Source organism: Nocardia sp. 852002-20019_SCH5090214 (genome assembly GCF_001665865.1).
Taxonomy (GTDB): domain Bacteria; phylum Actinomycetota; class Actinomycetes; order Mycobacteriales; family Mycobacteriaceae; genus Nocardia; species Nocardia nova.
Map to the genome: position 1 here is coordinate 36,237 of NZ_LZMK01000009.1, position 22,638 is coordinate 58,874.

21 protein-coding genes, 1 tRNA gene and 1 pseudogene are annotated in these 22,638 nt (G+C 68.0%); 9 read left to right on the forward strand and 14 right to left on the reverse strand.

Annotation, left to right across the window (positions count from 1 at the left end; translation table 11 throughout):
• Positions 1-50: 50 nt before the first annotated feature.
• Together A5780_RS00880 and rpsA are read right to left on the reverse strand one after the other, a co-directional pair.
• Entirely contained in the window at positions 51-1,580 is a 1,530-nt protein-coding gene (locus tag A5780_RS00880) for a phospholipase C (protein ID WP_064904694.1), read from the reverse strand.
• Between the two features lie 221 nt (positions 1,581-1,801).
• Positions 1,802-3,274, reverse strand: a complete 1,473-nt coding sequence (rpsA, locus tag A5780_RS00885; protein ID WP_063013039.1) for a 30S ribosomal protein S1 — start codon at positions 3,272-3,274, stop codon at positions 1,802-1,804.
• Between the two features lie 473 nt (positions 3,275-3,747).
• On the opposite strand from rpsA, the gene A5780_RS00890 reads away from it, so the two are divergent.
• Complete coding sequence (locus A5780_RS00890) at positions 3,748-4,629, forward strand: class I SAM-dependent methyltransferase (protein ID WP_064907483.1); 882 nt, start codon at positions 3,748-3,750, stop codon at positions 4,627-4,629.
• Here A5780_RS00890 and A5780_RS00895 read toward each other — a convergent pair.
• From A5780_RS00895 to A5780_RS00910, 4 genes are all read right to left on the reverse strand, one after another.
• Complete coding sequence (locus tag A5780_RS00895) at positions 4,604-5,434, reverse strand: hypothetical protein (RefSeq protein WP_064907484.1); 831 nt, start codon at positions 5,432-5,434, stop codon at positions 4,604-4,606. The two genes, A5780_RS00890 and A5780_RS00895, sit on opposite strands and share 26 nt — an antisense overlap.
• A 109-nt stretch (positions 5,435-5,543) precedes the next feature.
• Positions 5,544-5,723, reverse strand: a complete 180-nt coding sequence (locus A5780_RS00900; protein ID WP_030514608.1) for a hypothetical protein — start codon at positions 5,721-5,723, stop codon at positions 5,544-5,546.
• Entirely contained in the window at positions 5,723-6,661 is a 939-nt protein-coding gene (locus A5780_RS00905) for an SPFH domain-containing protein (RefSeq protein ID WP_064904635.1), read from the reverse strand. The genes A5780_RS00900 and A5780_RS00905 overlap by 1 nt, the downstream gene beginning before the upstream one ends.
• Positions 6,662-6,744: 83 nt before the next feature.
• The gene (locus tag A5780_RS00910; RefSeq protein ID WP_064907485.1) at positions 6,745-8,109 is read right to left on the reverse strand and encodes an FAD-binding oxidoreductase; all 1,365 of its coding nucleotides are present in this window, start codon (positions 8,107-8,109) and stop codon (positions 6,745-6,747) included.
• A gap of 71 nt (positions 8,110-8,180) precedes the next feature.
• Between A5780_RS00910 and A5780_RS00915 the strand changes: the two genes are divergently transcribed.
• Together A5780_RS00915 and A5780_RS00920 are read left to right on the forward strand one after the other, a co-directional pair.
• Positions 8,181-9,092 (forward strand): LysR family transcriptional regulator, encoded by a 912-nt coding sequence (locus tag A5780_RS00915; RefSeq protein ID WP_064904639.1) that lies wholly within the window; start codon positions 8,181-8,183, stop codon positions 9,090-9,092.
• Between the two features lie 179 nt (positions 9,093-9,271).
• On the forward strand, positions 9,272-10,114 hold the full coding sequence (locus A5780_RS00920; RefSeq protein WP_064904641.1) for an oxidoreductase: 843 nt from the start codon (positions 9,272-9,274) through the stop codon (positions 10,112-10,114).
• 14 nt (positions 10,115-10,128) lie between these two features.
• Here A5780_RS00920 and A5780_RS00925 read toward each other — a convergent pair whose 3' ends face one another.
• The 4 genes from A5780_RS00925 to A5780_RS00940 form a co-directional block, all read right to left on the reverse strand.
• On the reverse strand, positions 10,129-10,917 hold the full coding sequence (locus A5780_RS00925) for an amino acid ABC transporter ATP-binding protein (RefSeq protein ID WP_063013023.1): 789 nt from the start codon (positions 10,915-10,917) through the stop codon (positions 10,129-10,131).
• Entirely contained in the window at positions 10,914-11,864 is a 951-nt protein-coding gene (locus A5780_RS00930) for an amino acid ABC transporter permease (RefSeq protein WP_063013085.1), read from the reverse strand. The genes A5780_RS00925 and A5780_RS00930 overlap by 4 nt, the downstream gene beginning before the upstream one ends.
• Before the next feature lie 6 nt (positions 11,865-11,870).
• Entirely contained in the window at positions 11,871-12,779 is a 909-nt protein-coding gene (locus A5780_RS00935; RefSeq protein WP_227463180.1) for an ABC transporter substrate-binding protein, read from the reverse strand.
• Between the two features lie 152 nt (positions 12,780-12,931).
• Positions 12,932-14,014 carry an isocitrate/isopropylmalate dehydrogenase family protein gene (locus A5780_RS00940; protein WP_064904700.1) on the reverse strand — a complete coding sequence of 361 codons (1,083 nt, stop codon included), beginning with the start codon at positions 14,012-14,014 and terminating at the stop codon, positions 12,932-12,934.
• Between the two features lie 182 nt (positions 14,015-14,196).
• Here A5780_RS00940 and A5780_RS00945 point away from each other — a divergent pair, with 182 nt between their 5' ends.
• The gene (locus tag A5780_RS00945) at positions 14,197-14,706 is read left to right on the forward strand and encodes a 2'-5' RNA ligase family protein (protein WP_227463179.1); all 510 of its coding nucleotides are present in this window, start codon (positions 14,197-14,199) and stop codon (positions 14,704-14,706) included.
• 76 nt (positions 14,707-14,782) lie between these two features.
• The gene (gene trxA / locus A5780_RS00950; protein WP_030514619.1) at positions 14,783-15,148 is read left to right on the forward strand and encodes a thioredoxin; all 366 of its coding nucleotides are present in this window, start codon (positions 14,783-14,785) and stop codon (positions 15,146-15,148) included.
• Between the two features lie 89 nt (positions 15,149-15,237).
• Here trxA and A5780_RS00955 read toward each other — a convergent pair whose 3' ends face one another.
• The 4 genes from A5780_RS00955 to A5780_RS00970 all read right to left on the reverse strand — a co-directional run bounded on the left by A5780_RS00955 (position 15,238) and on the right by A5780_RS00970 (position 20,564).
• Positions 15,238-15,666: an alpha-isopropylmalate synthase regulatory domain-containing protein gene (locus A5780_RS00955; protein WP_063013019.1), complete on the reverse strand. Its 429-nt coding sequence runs from the start codon at positions 15,664-15,666 to the stop codon at positions 15,238-15,240.
• A 405-nt stretch (positions 15,667-16,071) separates the two neighbouring features.
• Positions 16,072-16,716 (reverse strand): bifunctional 2-polyprenyl-6-hydroxyphenol methylase/3-demethylubiquinol 3-O-methyltransferase UbiG, encoded by a 645-nt coding sequence (locus A5780_RS00960; protein WP_064907486.1) that lies wholly within the window; start codon positions 16,714-16,716, stop codon positions 16,072-16,074.
• A 138-nt stretch (positions 16,717-16,854) separates the two neighbouring features.
• Positions 16,855-19,635, reverse strand: a complete 2,781-nt coding sequence (polA, locus tag A5780_RS00965) for a DNA polymerase I (protein WP_369829500.1) — start codon at positions 19,633-19,635, stop codon at positions 16,855-16,857.
• Between the two features lie 302 nt (positions 19,636-19,937).
• Entirely contained in the window at positions 19,938-20,564 is a 627-nt protein-coding gene (locus A5780_RS00970; RefSeq protein WP_030514623.1) for an ANTAR domain-containing response regulator, read from the reverse strand.
• Positions 20,565-20,760: 196 nt separating this feature from the next.
• Here A5780_RS00970 and A5780_RS00975 point away from each other — a divergent pair.
• The 4 genes and pseudogenes from A5780_RS00975 to A5780_RS00990 all read left to right on the forward strand — a co-directional run.
• A tRNA-Leu gene (locus tag A5780_RS00975) sits at positions 20,761-20,847 on the forward strand.
• Between the two features lie 113 nt (positions 20,848-20,960).
• Positions 20,961-21,542 carry a phenylacetaldoxime dehydratase family protein gene (locus tag A5780_RS00980; RefSeq protein WP_063013012.1) on the forward strand — a complete coding sequence of 194 codons (582 nt, stop codon included), beginning with the start codon at positions 20,961-20,963 and terminating at the stop codon, positions 21,540-21,542.
• 51 nt (positions 21,543-21,593) lie between these two features.
• A complete protein-coding gene (locus A5780_RS00985; protein WP_369817544.1) occupies positions 21,594-22,319 on the forward strand; it encodes a low molecular weight phosphatase family protein in 726 nt (241 codons plus the stop codon).
• Between the two features lie 107 nt (positions 22,320-22,426).
• A pseudogene (locus A5780_RS00990) lies at positions 22,427-22,638 on the forward strand (hypothetical protein); the annotation flags it as partial.

A 22,638-nucleotide genomic window follows, 5' to 3' on the forward strand; every position in this document is an offset into this window, starting at 1 on the left:
TACATCGAACGTTCGGCGGCCCACCGCGGATTCGGTGGGCCGCCCGTTTTTCACACCAAGCCGCTCGGGGTCCGGCGCGAGCCCGGTTCCTGGCTCGGCATCGCATTCGGCGGCACCGGATAGGGAATTCCCTTGCCCTCGGTACCGAGCGCGATATTCGGCCCACATTGCGCGAGTGCGGCATCCGATTTCGGTTTCGGATCGCTAATTCGCGGCGGCACGGAATCGGGGGTCGAACCGAAATCGAATGCCGAGGTCATATCGCCGGTGACGCTGCGCCGCCAGGCGGTCACATTCGGCACCTCCACGCCGAAACGACGTTCCAGCAAACGCAATTGCGAGGTGTGGTCGAAGGTCTGCGAGGCGACCAGCCCGCCGCGTGAATACGGGGAGATGACGAAGCACGGGACGCGGTAACCCAACCCGATCGGACCGGCGACCCCCTTGGCCGCCGGCACCCTGCCGAGGTCCACCGTCAGGTACTCCCCCGGTGTGCCGGGCGGCGGGGTCGGCGGGGTGACGTGATCGAAGAAGCCGCCGTTCTCGTCGTAGCTCACGATGAGCGCGGTCTTCTCCCACACCTTCGGATTGGAGGTGAGGATGTCGAGCACCTGCATGATGCCCACCGCGCCCAACGCGGGTGGCAGCGCGGGATGTTCGCAGTTGAACAGCGGCGGGATCACCCACGACACCGAGGGAAGCCGGTCGGCGGCCACGTCCGCGGCGAAGTCCTGCGGATACACCGGGGCCTTGCCGCGCTTGGCGAGTTCGGAATTCGGGTCCGCGGCCTGTGTGAAGCAACCCATCATGCCGTCGAGGATCACCGACGAGATCGGTCCGACATCGCGATTGTTGTAGATCTTCCAGTCGACACCGGCCTCCGAGAGGTTCTCCGGATAGGTGCGCCAGCTGTAGACGTTCTGCGGGATCAGCGTCGGCGTCTCCACCATCGGCCCGCCGGCCAGACCGTCGGGGTCGATGGTGGCGGAGATCCAGTACAGCCGGTTCGGGTCGGTCGGGCCGAGCACCGAGCAGTGGTAGTGGTCGCAGAGGGTGAACGCATCGGCCAGCTCGTGGTGAACCGGAATATCGGCGCGGGTGTAGTACCCCATGGCCGCCGGACCGTTGGCAGCGCCGACGCCGGCCACCGACATCGGCATCCAGCGGTCGTTGCGGCCGCCGTTCCACGCCTCGTGCATTCCGGCCCAGGAATGATCGGGATCGTTGATGCACTCACCGTCGAGGGTCGCGCCACGGGTGGTGTCGAGCCGGAACGGGACGATGAACCCGTCGGCGGTGGGCCCGACGCCGGGCGCGTAGCCGTACTGCTTCCACGCCGGCGAGGGGTCGTCGAAACCCCTTACACCGGACAGGGTTCCGAAGTAGTGGTCGAACGAGCGGTTCTCCTGCATGAGCAGGACGAAATGCTCGATATCGCCGAGCCCGCCCATCCCCGCCGGGTCGGCCGCGTGTGCGCGCTCGATGATCGGATTCGCCCAGGCGGCCAGGGCCCCCGCTCCACCGGCCGCCATGGCCTTCGCCAGAAAATCACGCCTGTTGATGCCGTCGAACAGACCCATGCCGGTGCCGAGACCTTCCGCGTCGGTGAAATGAACAGTGCCGGTTGACAGGACAGTGCCGGCCGACAAGACCGTGCCGGCTGACAGAGGACAGTGGCAGATCCTCGCCGAGAATAATGGACCGGCGGCATCGACGCGGTGACGAGGGGCTGAACGAGTAGCCCGGAGATGGGCGAAGGCCCCGGTCCATCGGACCGGGGCCTTCGTTTCAGCTCAGCGAATTACGCGTTGCCGGACAGCTTCTCACGCAGCGCGGCGAGCTGCGCGTCGCTGGCCAGCGAACCGCCGGCCGGCTCCGACGAGGAGCTGGAGGACGAGCTCTGCGCGCCGCTCTCGGAGGAGTAGTTACCGGAGGCACCACCGTTGGCGGCCTCGGCGGCGGCGTCGGCCGCCATCTTCTCCATCTGAGCGGTGTGCATCTTGTGGCGACGCTCGGCCTCGGCGTAGCGGCCTTCCCACTCTTCCCGCTGCTTGTCGAAGCCCTCGAGCCATTCGTTGGTCTCGGGGTCGAAGCCCTCGGGGAAGATGTAGTTGCCCTGCTCGTCGTAGCTGTCGGCCATGCCGTACTTCGACGGGTCGAACTCGGCGTGGTAGTCCTCGTTCGCCTGCTTCAGCGACAGCGAGATCCGGCGACGCTCCAGGTCGATGTCGATGACCTTGACCATCGCATCGTCGCCCACGGCGACAACCTGGTCCGGCACCTCGACGTGGCGCTCGGCCAGCTCGGAGATGTGCACCAGGCCCTCGATGCCCTCTTCGACGCGCACGAACGCACCGAACGGAACCAGCTTGGTGACCTTGCCGGGCACGATCTGGCCGATGGCGTGGGTGCGGGCGAACTGACGCCACGGGTCTTCCTGGGTGGCCTTGAGCGACAGCGAAACGCGCTCGCGGTCCAGGTCGACGTCGAGAACCTCGACGGTGACCTCCATGCCGACCTCGACAACCTCGGACGGGTGGTCGATGTGCTTCCAGGACAGCTCGGAGACGTGCACCAGACCGTCGACGCCGCCGAGATCGACGAACGCACCGAAGTTGACGATCGAGGACACGACGCCCTTGCGGACCTGGCCCTTCTGCAGCTGGTGCAGGAACTCGCTGCGAACCTCCGACTGGGTCTGCTCCAGCCAGGCGCGGCGGGACAGGACCACGTTGTTGCGGTTCTTGTCCAGCTCGATGATCTTGGCCTCGATCTCCTTGCCGACGTACGGCTGCAGATCGCGGACGCGGCGCATCTCGACCAGGGAGGCCGGGAGGAATCCACGCAGGCCGATGTCCAGGATCAGACCACCCTTGACGACCTCGATGACGGTGCCCTTGACGGCCTCGTCCTTCTCCTTGAGCTCCTCGATGGTGCCCCACGCCCGCTCGTACTGAGCCCGCTTCTTCGACAGGATCAGGCGGCCTTCCTTGTCCTCCTTGGTGAGAACGAGGGCCTCGACCTCATCGCCCACGGAAACGACCTCGGCCGGGTCGACATCGTGCTTGATGGACAGTTCGCGGGAAGGGATGACGCCTTCGGTCTTGTAACCGATGTCGAGCAGAACCTCGTCGCGGTCGACCTTGACGATCGTGCCTTCGACGATATCTCCGTCGTTGAAGTACTTGATCGTCTTGTCGATGGCGGCGAGGAAGTCCTCGGCGGAGCCGATGTCGTTGACGGCTACCTGCGGCGAGGTGACGGTGGTGGGCATATGTTGGGTTGCTCCGGACGGATTGTGGTCGGTAGTGGACATTGGAACTCTCGGTTTTGCTGTGAAGTCACAGCGGTGGAACTACGTTGACGGCCATGCACAGCACATCGCTGCGACACAGCACAACGCTGTACTCACTGCAGAAACTCACAGCACCGGCTGCGAAATCACAGCCCGCGGGCGACTTCCGAAATCCGTAACCCCTGCGCCCGGTACCGAGCGCTACAGTACCGACAGCGGCTACGCAAATGCCGAAGACACTCGCGGGAAACAGCGTACGCGACGTGAGTTACGCCAAGCAAACACGGGCCCCCGCCCGCACCATGATCATACGGCCGGCACCGAACACCGTTCCCGCACAGTGTGGTACCCGTCACGGCGGAGACGTAAGCACCCCGGTCGCGCCCGGGCCGGCCGGATCGGAGACGGCGTCCGCAGGGGCGCGGACCGGGCCGTGCCATACGCTGCGAACCATGTCCGACGACCCGCATCCGGCCCTCCTCGACGACGAGCGCCACGCCCAGGCCAATGCCCTGCTCGGCACCGCGCGGGTGACCCGCGCGACCGTCGGGTCGGCGGTCAGCGAACGCGCCAACCGGCGCTGGTGGGATGCCGATGCCGCGCAGTACCACGAGACGCACGCCGATTTCCTGGGCGTCGACTCCGAGGCCGGAGAATTCGTCTGGTGCCCGGAGGGGTTGCACGAGGGCGACTGGCATCTGCTGGGCGAGGTCGCCGGGCGGCGCGTCCTGGAGATCGGCTGCGGATCGGCGCCGTGCTCGCGCTGGCTGGCCGCCCAGGGCGCGCATCCGGTCGGACTGGATCTGTCGCGGGCGATGCTCGACCGCGGACTCGCGGCCATGGCGCGCGGCGGACCGCGGGTGCCGCTGGTGCAGGCCGGTGCCGAGGCGCTGCCGTTCGCGGACGAATCGTTCGATCTGGCCTGTTCGGCGTTCGGCGCGGTCCCGTTCGTCGCCGATGCCGGCCGGGTGATGCGGGAGGTGGCCCGGGTGCTGCGGCCGGGCGGGCGCTGGGTGTTCTCGGTCAATCACCCGATGCGGTGGATCTTCCCCGACGATCCGGGCCCGGACGGACTGCGCGCCACGATCCCCTACTTCGACCGCACGCCCTACGTCGAGGTCGACGCCGACGACGAACCGATCTACGTCGAACATCACCGCACGATCGGCGATCGGGTCCGCGACATCGTCGGCGCGGGCCTGATCCTGCTCGACATCGTCGAACCCGAATGGCCGGAGTGGCTCGAGCGCGAATGGGGTCAGTGGAGCCCGTTGCGCGGTGAGATCTTCCCCGGCACAGCCATTTTCGTTACCGAGAAGCCGTCGCGGCATTAGCCCGCGCGGCCCGCGGCAGCGGCGGCGGCGCCACCGTCGCCTTGCCGTCGGACACCGAGTTCTGCGCGGGAATGGGCGTGGTCTTGCCCGGATCGGGTTTGGCCACCGGCGCGGCGGGCGCGGCGGCGGACTCCGCCTTACCGGTCGGCGGTGTCTTACCGGTCGGCGGTGTCTTACCGGTCGGCGCCGCCTTACCGCTCGACGCCTCCGCGCCGGCCGGACCCGCGAACGGCGGCAGGGCCGCGAACCGCGGGTCGATACGTGCGGTCCGGCTGACGTGGGTGATCCAGCGCCGCGCGCGGGTCAGCGGATGGTCCGGGAACTGCGGATCCCAGCGCGCGTCATCGGCGATGTTGTAGGGCAGCTTGCCCTTGACCTCGGGCGCGTACGGATGCGGCGGGAACATGTTCGCGAAGCCGACCTTCGGCACGACCGCGGCCTCCCGGACGCCGGAGCGGCCGGTTTCGGGACACATGATCTTCACGATCGCGCTGCATCCGGCCTTAGGCACGACGATTCCGGCGGTGAAGCCCAGTCCGGACGCCGGATCGGCCAGCGGGAACTTCTCCAGGCGCAGCAGGGCCGGCTGGGAATCCACGGTGATGGCATGTGCCTCGATCAGGCAGCCGAACTCGGCCTGCAGTTCGGTGAGGCGGCGGCGCAATGTGTCGATGTCGGCCAGCGGGGCGGGTAAGTCCGGTACCAGATCGATATAGCTCAGCGTGATGATGTCACGGGTGGCCGGATTCCCCCACGTGGTCTGGTCAAGCTGCTGCAGTCCCCCGGTTTCGAACACGATTGGCACGCAACCAAGCTACCCATCTGTGACCTTTTCGCACTTCCTGGGGCGTTTTGTGTTCAAGGCGTGACCACCTGGTAATAAATATCGGACGAAACGGGTGTCAGGTTTGTTTTCATTCGGGGGTCTCCCCGGACCGCCGCGGGGAGCGCCCCACCTGATCGAGCGCCATCCGCAGAGCGAACTCGATCTGAGCGTTGATGCTGCGCAGGTCGTCGGCCGCCCACTTGGCTATCGCCTCGTGGACGGCCGGATCGAGCCGGACGAGCACCTTCTTGGGCTCGCGCTTGGCCATCAGGAGTAGAGCGTTCCGGTGTTGACGACGGGCTGGGCGGATCGATCACCGCACAGCACCACCAGCAGATTCGACACCATCGAGGCCCGCCGTTCCTCGTCCAGGTCGACCATTCCCTCCTCGGTCAGCCGCTGCAGCGCCATGCCCACCATGCCGACCGCACCCTCGACGATGCGGCTGCGCGCGGCCACCACCTGTGCGGCCTGCTGGCGGACCAGCATCGACTGGGCGATCTCCGGCGCGTACGCCAGGTGCGTGATCCGCGCTTCGAGAATCTCGATACCCGCGAGCGCGGTACGTTCGCGCAGTTCGGTGGTCAGTTCCTCGGCGACCTCGGCGCCGTTGCGCAGACTGGTCGGGGCCGGGTCGTCGGCGCCCGCGAGAGCGGGCGTCATCGCCACGGCCGCGGGCACCACGTCGGGGGCGGCGTCGTAGGGGTGCACCGTGGCCAGGTGCCGGACCGCGGCCTCGGACTGGGTCTGCACGTACTCCTCGTAGTCGTCGACGGCGAAGGCGGACTTGAAGCTGTCCACGACCCGGTAGACCACCACGGCCGCGATCTCCACCGGATTGCCGTCGAAATCGTTGACCTTCAACTTCTGCGTCTCGAAATTACGGACCCGCAGCGAGATTCGCCGTTTGGTGGTCAGCGGGAGGGCCCAGAAGAAGCCGGCGTCGGCGACCGATCCGACGTAGCGGCCGAAGAACTGCAGCACCTTGGCCTCGTTCGGGCCGACCGTGGTGAGCCCGGTCAGCAGGATCACCGCGACCGCGAAGATCACGTATCCCGCGGCCGCGCCGATCGCCGCACCGGCGCCCCCGCCCGAACCGGCGGCGCTGGAGGCGGCGACCCCGCCGATCAGTCCGGCGGTGCCGACCACCAGCAGCACCAACAGCATCAAGAACCCGTTCAGCCGGAAGGCCGGACGCAGCGACATGACATCCTCCCAATATTGAAGTGATATCACGACGATAGCGCAGAGATATCCCGGACGCCAGGGGCCCAATCGGCGGACTCCGCTCAGGCGGGCCGGATGTTGCGGTTGAAACGGAACAGGTTGGCCGGGTCGTACTCGGACTTCAGCGCCCGCAACCGCGCATAGGTCCGCGCCGAGTAGCCGGCCCGGGTCTGGTTCTCATCGGCCCACTCTCCGGCACCGTAGAGGAAGTTCAGGTTGTGGCCGATCGTCCACGGCGCCAACGTCTTCGCGACCAGATCGTGGTAGGCGCGCGGATCCGGGCCGTCCGAGTTCGGCATCGTGATGACGCGCGCGTTGTATTCGGCCTCCCGGTGATCCATCGCGATCCCCGCCGGACCCGGGCGGCGCAGCGCTCCCCCGAGATGCCGGAAGCCCGCCACCGCCGCGACCGGCGCCTCGGGGCCGGTGACATCGAGGAAGGCCGAGGCCGCGTCCGCAGTCAGATCCGCCAGCAGCGCGTTGGTCGCGGTATAGGCGTGCGGGAAATTCGGGTCGCGGTAGATGCCGTGGGTGTCGATGTAGGGCATCGTTCGCAGGTCGTCGGCGATCCGGGCGCCCACCGCGCGCAGTGGCCGGACCAGCCGCTCACCATCGGCGGCCGACCCGGTGAAGGCGATGTTGACGGTGGCCAGATAGCGCCCGCGCAGCGGTTCCGGTATCGCCGCGACATCGGGCATCGTCATCATGGTGATCGCAGAGGTCATCTCCTCGGGGATCTCGGCGGTCCACTGCCGCCACGCCTCGAGGGCGGGTTCCACCAGCGGGGTGTCGAAGGTGAGCTGTCCGCCGTAGACCTCGGTGATCGGGAACAGTTCGATTTCCATGCCGGTGACCACACCGAAGTTGCCGCCCGAACCCAGTGCGGCGCCGAACAATTCGTCGCCCGGGGTGAGGCGGCGCAACCGGCCGTCGGCCGTCACCAGTTCCAGGACGCGGACCCGGTCGGCGGCGTAGCCGAAGGTGCGCGCCAGAATGCCGAGCCCGCCGCCCAGGTGATAACCGATCACGCCGACCGAGGGCGAGGAACCGTTCAGCGGCGCCAGACCGTGCGCGACCGCCGCGGCGATCAGCGCCTCGGCCTGCACGCCGGCGGCCACCCAGGCGGTGCGGGCGCCCGGATCGACGCGCACCTGGGTCATCCGGCGCGTACTGATCAGCACACCGCCGTCGGCCGGCACCGAGAGCCCGTGCCCGGTCGCCTGCACCGCGACGGGCAGCCGGTGCCGGGCGGCGAATTCCACGGCCGCGCGCACATCCTCGGCGTGGAGCGCACCGACGACCAGATCGGGCCGGTGCGTATACGCGGTCTGGAAGCCGGAGACCTCGGCGTCGTAGCCGTCGTCACCCGGACGGAATACCGGGCCGGTGACGGTGGGCAGTTCGGCGGGGAAGTTCGAGTTCGTCATGTCCTGAACTCTGCCGCCGGGCAGATGAGAAGTAAAACAGATAGTTCTTCTCGACACTAGAATCGGTAGTTATGGAACTGCGGCAGCTGCGCTACTTCGTCACCGTCGCCGAGGAGGCCAATTTCACCCGGGCGGCCCAGCGGCTGCACCTGGCCCAGCCCGGTCTCTCGGCGCAGATCCGGCAGCTGGAACGGGAATTGGGTCAGCCGCTGCTCGACCGGTCGGGACGCACCGTGACACTGACCGCCGCCGGCGCCGCCGTGCTGCCGCACGCGCGGGCGGCATTGGCAGCGGCACAACAGGTTTCCTTCACCGTCGACGAGTTCACCGGATTGTTGCGAGGGCAGGTACGAATCGGCCTGATCTCCGGGGCGGCGACCGAGGAGTTCGACGTCGCAACGGTCCTGTCGGACTTCCACCGCGATCATCCGCAGGTCGGCATCACCCTCACCGAGGACACCACCGACCGCATGCTCGCCGCGCTGACGCACGGCGAACTCGATATCGCCCTGGTCGGGCTGACCGGCGAGAAACTCGACGAACGCCTCGCCGCCGACGTCGTCTTCGAGACGCGCCTGGCCGCTGCCGTGGCGCGCGACGACCACGCGTTCGGCTCCCGGATAGCACTGGACGAGTTGCGCGAGCGCTCCCTGATCTGCCTGCCACGAGGCACCGGAATCCGCGGCGTGCTCGAACGTTGCTGTGCCGCTGCGGGATTCACTCCGATGATCGAGTTCGAGGCCGCCGCGCCGCCGCTGCTCGTTCAGCTGGCCGCCGGAGGACTGGGAATCGCCGTGGTACCGGCCCTCGGTGCCGCCCACGCCGAGGCCGCAGGAGTCCGGATGATCGAGATCACCGACCCCGAGATGTACGGACAGCTCGCCCTGGTCTGGCGGTCGGATCGGCCGGCGGCACCGGCCGCGAAGGTACTGCTCGGGCAGTTGCGGATCGCGCTGGGCCCCCGGAGGACAGCGCACCGATGAAGAGGCGGGGGCCACCATGCGCGGCTCCCGTCGCCCAGTCCGGCGGACGGATCGGACCATCCCGATCGGCGCAGGACGGGTTTGGCGAGCGGGAACGCGGTGGGCGAAAGGCCTTGGACTTCACCACTGGGGACAGACAAAGATTTCTCTCGTACCCCGAACTACCGAGGAGAGTTTCCGTGAGCACAGGCAAGGTCTGGCTGATCACCGGCGCCAGTAGCGGTTTCGGCCGCGCGATCGCCCAGAACGCGATCGATGCCGGCGATATCGTCGTCGCGGTCGCCCGCCGCACCGCCGCGCTGGACGATCTGGTCGCCGCCCACCCCGATCGCATCGAGGCCGTCGCCCTCGATGTCACCGACACCGCCCGCGTCGACGCGGTCGTCACCGATGTGATCGCCCGGTACGGCCGCATCGACGTGCTGGTCAACAATGCCGGACGCACCCAGGTCGGCGCGGTGGAGGAAACCACCGACCGGGAGTTGCGGGACCTGTTCGACCTGCACGTCTTCGGTCCCGCCGCGCTCACCCGCGCCGTCCTGCCGCAGATGCGCGCCCAGGGCAGCGGGGCGATCGTCATGATGAGCAGTGTGGGCGGCCAGATGTCGTTCGCCGGCTTCTCCGCCTACAGCGCAACCAAATTCGCGCTGGAAGGGTTGTCGGAGGCGCTGGCCGACGAGGTGGCGCCGTTCGGCATCCGGGTGCTCGTCGTGGAGCCGGGCGCCTTCCGCACCGGCCTGTTCGGTTCCGGCGCAGCCTATTTCAGCGCCGAATCCGATGTCTACGCCGACACCGCGGGCAAGACCCGCCGCATGATCGAGGGCGGCGACGGCACCCAGCCCGGCGACCCGGTCAAGGCCGCAGCCGCCATCCGCGCCGCACTCGAGGCCGAGCGCACCCCGTTGCGGCTGCCGCTGGGCAGCGATTCGGTCGACACGCTGCTCGGACACCTCGACTCCGTGCGCGCCGAGATCAGCGAATGGGAAAAGGTCTCGCGCGCAACGGCGTTCGACGAGAACTGAGCCTCGATAGCGTTCTACAGGATGCGGGACAGGAAGGCCTGGGTTCGCTCGTGTTGCGGATTCGCCAGCACCTCGCGCGGATCTCCGGCCTCCACCACCACGCCCCCGTCCATGAACACCAGCTGGTCGGCGACCTCGCGGGCGAAACCCATTTCGTGCGTGACGACCACCATCGTCATGCCCGATTGCGCCAATTCGCGCATGACCGTGAGGACTTCGCCGACCAGCTCGGGATCCAGGGCCGAGGTGGGCTCGTCGAACAGCATCAGCTTCGGATCCATCGCCAGGGCGCGGGCGATCGCGACCCGCTGCTGCTGGCCGCCCGACAGCTGCGCCGGATAGGCATCGGCCTTGTCCGCCAAGCCGACTCGATCGAGCAGTTCCCGCGCCCGGGCGACCGCCTTGGCGCGGGAGAGCTTCTTCACATGGATCGGCGCCTCGATGACATTCGCCAGCGCGGTGCGATGGGGGAACAGATTGAAGTGCTGGAACACCATGCCGACGTCGCGGCGCTGGCGAGCCGACTCCCGCGGACGCAGTTCGTAGAGTTTGCCCCCGCGCTCGCGATAGCCGACCAGATCGCCGTCGACGTAGAGGCGCCCGGCGTTCACCCGTTCCAAATGGTTGATGCAACGCAGAAAGGTCGATTTGCCGGATCCTGACGGGCCGATCAGGCACATCACCTGCCCGCGCGCGACCTCGAGCGACACTCCCTGCAACACCTGCAACGCACCGAAGTTCTTGCATACCCGCTCGGCCCGGATCATCGGAACATCGGCCGAGGCCGCCACGGCGCTGCTCATTTGCCGACCTCCGTCGTCTGCTGGGTGGTGGCCAGTGCGCGCAGCTGCCGGCCGGTCAACTGCCGCGTTACCCCGCGCGAGTAGTACCGCTCGAGATAGAACTGGCCGACCATCAGCACACTGGTGATCGCCAGATACCAGGTCGCGCTGACCAGCAGCAGCGGAATCGGCTGGAAGTTGATGCCGTAGATATCGCGGGCGCGGCCGTACAGATCGGTGGTCAGCGGGATCGCGGTGACCAGTGAGGTGGTCTTCAACATGGAGATCAGCTCGTTGCCGGTGGGCGGGATGATCACCCGCATCGCCTGCGGCAGCACCGTGCGCCGCATGGTCTGTCCCCACGACATGCCGAGCGCCACCGACGCCTCGCGCTGCCCCTCACCCACCGAATTGACTCCGGCACGCACGATCTCGGCCATGTAGGCGGCCTCGTTCAGGCCCAGGCCGATCATGGCGAAGATGAACGGCTGCGACCAGTCCTGCACATCCCACTGCACGAAACTGGGCCCGCCGAACGGGATTCCGAGCTGAATCGATTTGTACAGCGCCGGGAAGAGGCCCCAGAAGACGAGTTGGATGTATACCGGGGTGCCGCGGAAGATCCACAGATACACCCACGACACCGACCGCAGCACCGGATTCGGCGACAGCCGCATCACCGCGAGGATCACGCCGAGAATCACGCCGATCGCCATCGCCAGCACGGTCAGTTCGAGGGTGACCACCGCCCCCTCGGAAATCCGCCGATCGAACAGATACTTCCAGTAGGTGTCCCAGCGATAGGCCGGGTTGGTGGCGGCGCCGTAGACGAACAGCCCGAGCAGGATCAGCAGGATCGCTGCGGCGATCCAGCGCCCGGGCCGCCGCAGCGGTACGGCCTCGATCGGCTCCGGCATGGACGCCTCGGGCGGCCCGGCCTGCGAGACGGCGGGGGGTTGCGCGGACATGTGCACTCAGCCTTTCGCACCGTTGATGACCGAGGTGGTGATCGCACCGGCCTCCACGCCCCAGTTCTCGGCGATGGTGCGGTAGACGCCGGAATCGATCAGATGCTGCAGCGCCGCTTGCAGTACCGGGGCCAGCGGCGAACCCTTCGGTACCGGCCAGCCGTAGGGTTCGGCCTCGAAGACCGGGCCCGCGGCCTCGATGGTGTCGGGATTGCGCTTGATCGCATACGCGGTGACCGGGGAATCGGCGGACATGGCGTCGACCTGGCCGAGGACCAGGGCGGTCGCCGCCGCACTCTGTTCGTCGTAGGACATCTTGTGGATCTCGGGCTTGCCAACATCGGTGCAGGCCTTCGATTTCGCGGGGATCTCGTCGATGTCCTCGGTCGTGGTGCGCTGCACCGCGACCTTCTTGCCGCAGGCGTTGTTCGGATCGATCGGACGGCCCTTGCGCTGTGCCCACTGAATGCCGGCGGAGAAGTAGTCGACGAAGTCGACGGTCTTCTCCCGCGTCAGGTTGTCGGTGAACGACGACATTCCCACGTCGACGGTGCCGGCCTCGATCGCGGGGATGATCTTCTCGAAGTCGGCTTCCTGGTAGTCGGCGCGCACACCGAGCACAGCGGCGACCGCATCCATCAGATCGACGTCGAATCCGATGATCTGTCCGGTGTGCGGATCCCGGTACTCGTTGGGCTGGTACGGAACGTTCACACCGACCACGAGCCGTCCCGCCCGCGCGATCTTCGGCGGCAGCTGCGCGGCGATCGATTCGACCTTCGTCACCGGCACCTTGGGCACCTTGGGCGATTCGTCCTCGGTGTTGTCCGCGCATCCCGCTGCCAGCACCGCCGCACCGACGATCACGCACGCGGCTCGCAGGATGTACCCGCGGGCGCCGAGTCGAACTGACACGCGGCCCTCCGTATTCGCGCGACCCGCCACCGTGAGCGGGTCGCCGTGTAGCAATGCAGCCATTCGAAAATGTAGGCGATCGGCACGAGATGCGCCGGTCGGTTACCGAAGGTTAATGCGCGCCACGACCGGCGGCAGGGGTACACGCCGATTCACCGGCGATGCACGCGAGCCCGGACCTGCTCGGTGAATTCACTGGTCGAGGCCAGTCCGCCGAGGTCGGCGGTGGCGATTCCGGCCGCCAGGGTCGCCGCCACCGCGCGCTCGATCCGGTCGGCGGCGCCCAGCAGCGCCGGATCGCCGTCGCGGGTGCCCAGCCAGCGCAACAGCATCGCGGCCGACAGTTGCAGTGCGCCCGGATTCGCCCGGTTGCGCCCCGCCAGCGTCGGAGCCGCGCCGTGCACCGCCTGAGCCATCGCCTTGTCGTCCGAGCAGTTCAGCGAGGCCGCCAAGCCCAGTGACCCGGCGAGTTCCCCCGCGAGGTCGGAGAGGATGTCGCCGAACAGGTTCTCGGTCACCAGCACGTCGTAGTCACCGGGCGCGCGAACCAGGTGGGCCGCGGCGGCGTCGACGTGTTCGTCGTCGACCTCGATTCCGGAATATCCCGCGGCCACCTCCGCGCAGACCTCGCGGAACAGTCCCATCGTCATCGGCAGCACATTCGCCTTGTGCACGATCGTCAACCGGCCGCGTCGCGCTGCCGCGAGCGTGCAGGCCTGATGCGCGATGCGTTCGCAGGCGGCCCGGGTGATCACGGCCACGGCCATCGCCACATCGGCGGTGGGCCGGAATTCGCCCGAACCGGCGAACATGTTGCGGTCGGCGTAGAAGCCCTCACTGTTCTCGCGCACGATCACCAGATCGATGTCCTTCGCCGCCGCCCGCACGCCCGGAAAGGCCCGGGCCGGGCGGATATTCGCGTACAGGCCGAAGCGTTTGCGGATCGCCCCGCCCGGCGGGGCCCCGATGCGGTGATGCGGCGCGTAGGAGGCGTTGTCGTGCGGACCGAGGATCCAGGCATCGAGATCGGCGAGGGCCGACAGCGTGGTCTCCGGCAGCGGTTCCCCGCATTCGGCGATGGCCGCATGCCCGATCGGCAGCTCGACCCATTCCGGCGTCGCCGCACCGGCCGCGGTGAGAGCCTCGTCCACCACGGCCCGGGTCGCCCGCACCACCTCCGGTCCGATGCCGTCGCCCTCGATCAGCCCGAGCCGCACCGCCCGCCGCGCATCCACCGCGCTCACTCCTCTACTCGCACCACCCCGTCCCGGCCGGTCCGTGGCCCGGCACACCGGGTCACCCTATTGGGTGCCGGATCGTCGAGCCGACCGCGGGCCCGGCATGCCCTCCAACTCGCGTGATCGGCGCACCGGGCCCGGCCCGCGCGCGTAAGTTGGCCTGAACCATGGTGCAGTCGGTGGAACTGGTACTCGACGAGGCGGCGGAGGCCGAGGTCCGCCGGCAGTGGGGTGCGCTGGCCACGGCCGGAATGCACAGTCCCACACCGGAACACCGGCCGCACATCACCGTCGCGGTCGCCCGCGAGATCTGGCCCCGGATGGACAAGACGCTGGCCGCCCTGCCGTTCCGGCCGCTCCCGATCCGACTGGGCGGGCTGCTGATATTCGGCGCCCGCCATCCGATTCTGGTACGGCTGGTGGTGCCCACCGAGGACCTGCTGACGATGCAACGGCGCATCGCGGCGGTCGTCGACGCGTGCCCCGGCGTTCCGGCGAACATGTGCCCGGACGCGTGGACCCCGCACGTCACGCTGGCACGGCGGCTGAAACCGGAGCACTGGCCCGCGGCGATCGACGCGGTGGCCGCCGAGCGGGATTTTGCGGCTACCGTGGTGGGTATTCGGCGGTGGGACGGTGATCGGCGGATCGAGTGGCCGATCGCCCCAGGGGGTGGGGTCCACGGTTGAGCCGCGGACGCCGGCCGCGCGGAAGATATGCACAACGTCCCGCGTTGCACCGCATACAACGACACGAGAGGAAGTCATGGCCACCCAGACCCTGACCGCGCAGAACTTCGACGAGATTGTGACCGGAAACGACGTCGTCCTCGTCGATTTCTGGGCCGATTGGTGCGGGCCCTGCAAGGCGTTCGCGCCCACCTTCGAGGCATCCTCGGAACAGCATCCCGATGTCGTCCACGGCAAGGTCGACACCGAGGCCGAGCAGAGCCTCGCCGCCGCTGCCAACATCCGCTCCATCCCCACGATCATGGCCTTCCGCGAGGGTGTCCTGGTCTTCGCGCAACCCGGCGCACTGCCGCCGGCCGCGCTGGAAGATCTGGTCTCCCAGGTGAAGGCGCTCGATATGGAAGAGGTGCGCAAGCAGCTCGCCGAACAGCAGCAGGGCTGACCCGCACGAACCGGTGCCGCATCCCGATTCTTCACGAAAGGGGATGCGGCACTGTGGTTTTCGTGTGTCGGCTCGGTTGCCGAACCGGCTCAGTTCCCGAGTTTGTTGATGCCGGCGATCATGGCCCGAACGGTCGACTCCGGCCCGTCCCCGGCGAGCGCGGCGCCCCAGCCTCGGCGGCCGTTGCATTCGCACTGCACGAAGGTGGCGGTGCCGGCGCCGGTACGCCGCTGGTGGAACTGCAGAATCTCCACCGGGTAGCCCTCGTCGTAGAGCGCCGAGGTCAGCGCGGCGACCGGGCTGCCCGCGGACACCACGGTCCGCGCATGTCCGGCCAGTTCGATGGTCGCGGTGTAGGTCGCCCGCTGTTCGGCCCGCGCCCAGTCGCTGAGCTTGACCGGGCCGGTGTGCGCGCAGTAGCGGTCGTAGAACTCCGCGGGCGTCAGGTCGGCGGATTCGGCGCGCAGCCCCTTGGGCGCGGCCGCGATGAAGGCATGTGTATCGATAGTGATCGTCATTGGACTAGGTCTTCCCGAAGCTTTGTCGTTGGTCGGATGACAGAGGGGACCAGCGCAAACACTTGTAACGGCCGCAGCGAGGGGGCCGGTCCGAATCAGCTCCCGCTACGGCGAGGTACTACGAGAAGTCGCGCCGCAGCCACCATCGCGGTAAGCGGAAGGAGCACCACGCGGTCGCGGTCGGCGACGTTGCGCGCGGCGCTGTGGCTTGCGGCGGGATTCGGCACGGCTTCGAGAATATGGACTCACCGCGTCGATGGCAACAATATTGCGGCGGAACCAACGAGTAACTTCGTCACATTTTCGAGTGAACGGCATCCCAACGGACAGTGCCGTGGTGAACGCCGCATTCATGCAGGCCACAGCGGGTGCACAGGATGCGCCCCGGACATGGTCGGCGTGTCGTCACCGAGTTTGCCCGGGTTTGTCCCACCGCAACAGATAGCGCCAGAACACCAGCCGCCGCACGCGCGCGCCCGGCAGGATGCCGCCCGCCCGGCGCGCGACCTCGCGCGTGGTCAGTGGCGGATCGAGCACGACCGGCATCACCGCATGCGTGGGTTCGTGCGCGTACCAGGCGCCGCGGCCCGTGGCACGCAGCATCGCGAACGTCGCACCGAAGAGGCGATGGCCGAGTACGCCCGCGATCTCCGCGGGCAGTTCACGCAGCGGATCGGCCCGCGGCAGCGCGATCACCGCGAGCACCCCGCCCGGCCGCAGCGTGTGCGCGAGCCGCGGCAGCACCCGTTCCAGGGGCAGGTGATGGAGCGTGGTGAGCGACAGGACGGCGTCGTAGGCGGCTTCCGGCAGCGGGTACTCGAGAATGTCGGCTCGGGTGCATTCGACGTTGCCCGGGACGACATCGCGGGCCGCCTCGATCATCTCCGGCGAGCGGTCCACCGCGTCGACCCGGTCGGCACGCCGCGCCAGCTCGACCGCCAAAGCGCCTGCCCCGCAACCGACTTCGAGGATCCGCTCACAGCGCCGCGGCAGCTGCCGCAGCAGCGTCCGGTGGTAGAAGGCGTTGTGATCCCAATCCACTGCACCCATCGCGCCACCCTACGATGCGGCCGGTCGACCGCGCGCCGACCGCCCGGGAGCGATTTCGGGCACCGTGCGCGGCACATCCCCGTCTGTGGCGCCATACGCCGCGCGAGACCGGGCCGGCCGGAGCCTTCGGCGCCCCGGTCAGTGGGCGGCCGAGTCCCAGCTGCGGCCGACGCCGACGGAGACCTCGAGCGGTACCGACAGGTCGATGGCGCTCGACATCTGTTCGCGGGCAAGCGATTCCAGCGCCTCCCGCTCACCGGACGCGACCTCGAAGACGAGTTCGTCGTGGATCTGCAGCAGCATGCGCGAACGTAGCCCGGCCTCGGCGATGGCGGCCTGGGTGTTGATCATCGCGACCTTGATGATGTCGGCGGCGGTGCCCTGGATGGGCGCGTTGAGCGCCATCCGCTCGGCGGCCTCGCGGCGCTGGCGATTGCTGGAATCCAGATCGGGCAGGTAGCGGCGGCGGCCGAACAGCGTCTCGGTGTAGCCCACCTTGCGCGCCTGATCCACGGCGTCGCGCAGGTAGTCGCGAATCGCGCCGAAGCGGGAGAAGTAGACCTCCATCTGCGCCTTCGCCTCTTCGGCACTGATCCGCAGCTGCTGCGAGAGTCCGTAGGCGGACAGGCCGTAGGCCAAACCGTAGGACATCGCCTTGATGCGGCGGCGCATCTCCGGGTGCACGTCGGCGATCGGGATGTCGAACGCCTTGGACGCGACGAAGCTGTGCAGGTCCTCGCCGGAGTTGAACGCCTCGATCAGCCCCGCGTCCTTGGACAGGTGCGCCATGATCCGCATCTCGATCTGGCTGTAGTCCGCCGTCATCAGCGACTCGTAGCCGGGGCCGACGACGAAGGTGTCGCGGATGCGCCGGCCGGTGTCGGTGCGGATCGGGATGTTCTGGAGATTGGGCTCGGTCGAGGACAACCGGCCGGTGGCGGCGATGGTCTGGTTGAACGTGGTGTGGATGCGGCCGTCGTCGGCCACCGACTTCAGCAGCCCGTCCACGGTGACCTTGAGGCGGGTGGCGTCGCGGTGCGCGAGCAGATGTTCGAGGAAGGGATGCTGGGTCTTCTCGAACAGCGACTCGAGCGCGTCGGCATCGGTGGTGTAACCGGTCTTGGTCCGCTTCGTCTTGGGCATATCCAGTTTGTCGAACAGCACCACCTGCAGCTGCTTCGGCGAACCGAGGTTGATCTGCTCACCGATCACCTCGTAGGCCGCCTCCGCGGCCGAGGCCACCCGGTCGGCGAATTCGCGCTGCAACTCGTCCAGTTTGTCGCAGTCGACAGCGATGCCGGCGTGCTCGAGTTCGGCCAGCACGCCCAGTAGCGGCAGTTCCATCTCGGTGAGCAGCGGCACGGACTCGATGCGGTCGAGTTCGGCATCGAACGCCTCGGCCAGATCGGCCACCGCGCGGGCGCGCAGGATCTCGGCCTGGGCCAGTTCGGTGTCGACCTGGTCTTCGTCGTCGAGCAGCGACAGCTGGGCGTCCTCGGCGGCTTCGACCCGCAACTCCCGCGACAGGTACCGCAGCGACAGATCGTCGAGGTTGAAGGTGCGCTGCCCGGGACGGACCAGATAGGCCGCGAGCGCGGTATCGCTGGTGAGCCCCGCCAGCCGCCAGCCGCGCCCGCGCAGAGCGTGGATGGCGGCCTTGGCCTCGTGCACCGCCTTCGGGGTGCCGGCGTCGGCGAGCCAGCGGCCGAGGGCGAGCTCGTCCTCCGGGGTCAGCGCGACCACGTCGAAGTAGCCACCCTCCCCGTCGGCGGCGGCGATCGCGATCGCCTTCACATCCCCCTGTACGGGCGTGGTCGTGCCCACGATCGACACACCGTGGCGCACACCGGCTTTCGCGTGTTCGGTGAGCCAGTCGGCGACGGCGCCGGGCGCGACCGGACCGCCGCTGATCTCGAAACCGCTCTCGGCCTCCGGCTCCGGCGGCGCCAGCGTCTCGAACAGCCGGTCCCGCAGCACCCGGAATTCGAGATCGTCGAACAGGCGGTGGATCTTGTCGCGGTCCCACGGCTGCTGCGCCAGCTGCTCCGGGGTGTACGGCAGCGGAACATCCTTGACCATCTCGGTGAGCTGCCGGTTGAGCACCACACTGGACAGGTTCGCGCGCAGGGCGTCGCCGACCTTGCCGCGCACCTCGTCGACCCGCTCGACCAGGGTGGGCAGATCGCCGAATTCGCGAATCCACTTGGTGGCGGTCTTCTCCCCCACACCCGGGATGCCGGGCAGGTTGTCGCTCGGGTCGCCGCGCAGGGCCGCGAAATCCGGGTACTGGGCGGGGGTCAGGCCGTACTTCTCCTCGACCGCCTCCGGCGTGAAACGGGTGAGTTCGGAGACGCCCTTCTTCGGGTACAGCACAGTGACGTCGGGGTTGACCAGCTGCAGCGAATCCCGGTCGCCGCTGACGATGAGCACCCGGAAGCCTTGCGGCACAGCCTGAGTCGCGAGGGTGGCGATGATGTCGTCGGCCTCGTAGCCTTCGATGGCCATCACCGGGATGCCGAGCGCTCCCAGCACCTCCTGGGTGATCTCCACCTGCCCGCGGAATTCGTCGGGGGTGGTGATGCGGTTGGCCTTGTATTCCGGATAGGCCTCGACCCGGAAGGTCTTCCGGCTGACGTCGAACGCGGCCGCCACATGGGTGGGCCGTTCGTCGCGCAGCAGGTTGATCAGCATGGCGGTGAAGCCGTAGACGGCATTGGTGGTCTGCCCGGTGACGGTTTTGAAGTTCTCCGCCGGTAGCGCGTAGAAGGCGCGGTAGGCCAGGGAATGGCCGTCCAGCAACAACAGCGTGGGCCGCTCGCCGGGAGCACCCGGCGCCGTACTGCCGGCTTTCGGCGCGGCCGCTGCGGCGGTGGTGGACGACACACTGCCCTGACGCTGATCGGTGGAGGCTGGAGTCACGGCACAGAGTCTAGGGATATCCACCGACATCCCCGGCCACCGGGCACGGACCGACATGTGTCGCGTTCGAATTCGCACACGCGGATACGGTGCCCGCTTTCACGCCGGCCACATCCGCCCCACCGGACCGACAGCGAGGCGTGCACAAGCTCGCCGATGTCCGCGGTTTTCCCGCGTCGGTGCCGGAGTTCGCCCGGGGAGCTCACCCGAAGCCCACGAGCGAGCCCGCCGACGGCGCGGGCCGCGACCCGACCACTCCCGCGCTCGACCGGCACGCGAGCCGCGGCCGACCACAGGGGCGATCAGGACTTCGGCGCGAGATTCTCCAGGACGACCTCCGCGACCGCCTTCATGGTGGTGCGACGATCCATCGCGGTGCGCTGGATCCATTTGAACGCCTGCGGTTCCGACAGCCCCTGCGTCTGCATCAGCACGCCCTTGGCACGCTCGACCAGTTTGCGGGTCTCCAGGCGGTCGGACAGATTCGCGACCTCCTGTTCCAGCGCCGAGATCTCGTGAAAACGGCTGGCCGCCAACTCGATCGCGGGCACCAGATCCGATTTCGTGAACGGCTTCACCAGATAGGCCATCGCACCCGCGTCGCGCGCCCGCTCGACCAGGTCACGCTGGCTGAACGCGGTCAGGATCACTACGGGCGCAACACGTTTGGAGGCGATCTCACCGGCGGCATCGATACCGTCGCGCCGCGGCATCTTCACATCCATGATGACCAGATCGGGGCGCAGTTCCACGGCCAGGTCGACCGCCTGCTGGCCGTCGCCGGCCTCACCCACCACTTGGTAGCCCTCCTCGGAGAGCATCTCCACAAGGTCCATCCGGATGAGCGCCTCGTCCTCGGCCACCACGACACGCTTCGCGGCAGCCGGCGCGTCCTGCTTCGCGCCCGCGCCCCCTGCATTCGTTCCCATAGACAGACCCCTCGATATTCCGATGCCGACACCCGATGTGCGCCTCCGGTCCCACCCTGTCACCGGTCACGCACGCCGAGTGTCCTAAAGCGTACCGTTCAACTTCGCTCACAACCCATCTACCCAGCGGGAACCCGCCCGCGCGGCACCGATTCGGTAACCTGGGCACCCACCGGCTATCATTTCCTCCCGGTGCGCCGAGTTGGCGGAACTGGCAGACGCGACGGTCTCAAAAACCGTTGTCCTCACGGACGTGTGGGTTCGAGTCCCACACTCGGCACCATCGTCGGCGGTCCGATCGGGCCGCTTTTGTCGTATTCGAACCGAATCGGCAGGATGACCCGTGACTACGCGTAGGGTGGTGCACACGACCCCGGGCAGGAGGAGGTCGCGCGTATGCGGGTGAACCGGCTCACCGCGGATCTTTCGGGATATCCCGATCTGGTGGTGATCTATCTGGGGATGCGGGTGCGGACCCCGCGGGGGGTGTTGCGTCTGCTCGGCTTGGGGCCGAAACTGTATCGCTCCCATCGTGATCGGCCGGATGGCCTCTTGCGGCACGAGGACATCATCTGGTCGCTGTTTCCGCCGCACTGGGGCGCCCGCCAATACTGGCGCGACCTGGACAGCCTGGAGCGCTGGACCCGTTCCCAGCCGCATCGCGACTGGTGGCAGCGGTTTCTGCGCGACTCCGGCGGCACCGGGTTCTGGCACGAGGCCTATTTCCTGCGCGGCGGCATCGACACCATGTACGACGATATGACCACGCCCACCGGGCTGGGCGCCTTCGCTCCGACCCGGTCCATGCGCGGACCGCTGTTCAGTGCGCGCGGCCGGGCCCAGGACAACGCCACGCGCGCCGGCGCGGACAACGCGCATCTCGGCACCGAACCGACGGTCGCCCCGGTCGTCGAGGAAGCCTCCTACTATCGAAACGCTTACGGCGCCGAGGGTTCCGACACGGATCGGCAGCCGTAGCGCCACATCCGTCGCCCAGCCGGTCAGCGAAAATTCGGCAAACGGTCGAACGTGACGCGCTACCGGCAGCTGAACATCGCGTTAAATAAGCGGTTTTCGGCCGTCCTCGGCTTCTGCCGGGGCCCGCGGCGACCTACCGTATCGGTCATGCACGTCCTGTTCGTCTGCTCCGGCAACGTCTGCCGCTCGGTGATCGCCGAACGTCTGACCCGCGCCGTCGCGGCCGAACACGGTCTCGACGACCTGACCGCCGAGAGCGCCGGTACCCGCGCGCTCGTCGGCTTCGGCGTCGATCCGCTTGCGGCACAGACCATCACAGGCCTCGGCGCGGATCCCGGCAACTTCTCAGCACGCAAGTTGAAGCCGGAGATGGTCACGCGCGCGGACCTCGTGCTGGCGATGACCGAGCAGATCCGCGACCACATCATCGACCTGGTTCCGGCCGCCCGGCCGCGGACCTTCACACTGCTCGAGGCCTACCGGGTGACGAAGGTCTCCGGCGCCCGCACGATCGCCCAGATCGACAGTGCGCGAAACGATCTCGCGCTGGTGGGCCGGGAGAACATCGCCGACCCGGTGGGATTGTCGAGCGAAAAGTACTGTGCCGTCGGCGATCGGATCGCCGAAACGCTGGTCCCGCTGCTGCTCGCCCTGCACCCCCATCGCGACGCGGGCCGCACGGAGTCCGGCCGGCCCCGGCTGGTGCTGCTGCCCGGTGGACGTATCGAAACCCCGCCCTGGGGTATCGAGCCCGTGCGAATCGGCCGCCACGCCTGAACAATCCGGCGCCGGGCATGCCGCCCTCCCGCGGAGCGGGATCCGGGGTTAGACTCCCCGCGGTAACTGCCGACGCCGATGGTTCGACACCGGAACAGGACACAGACATGCCGAAACGAATTTCGGATGTTTCACTCCATGTTTACGTCACACCGGAAACGCTCGACCGCGTCGTGCACACCGTGCGCTGCGTGGTCGACGACCACCTCGCCGAGCACGATGTTTTCGCCTGGCGCTTCACCCTGCCCGTCGACGCCGATCAACCCGGCCATACGGTCCTGGAGACCCAGTGGCGCCTGGAACACCCCCACCGCGACCC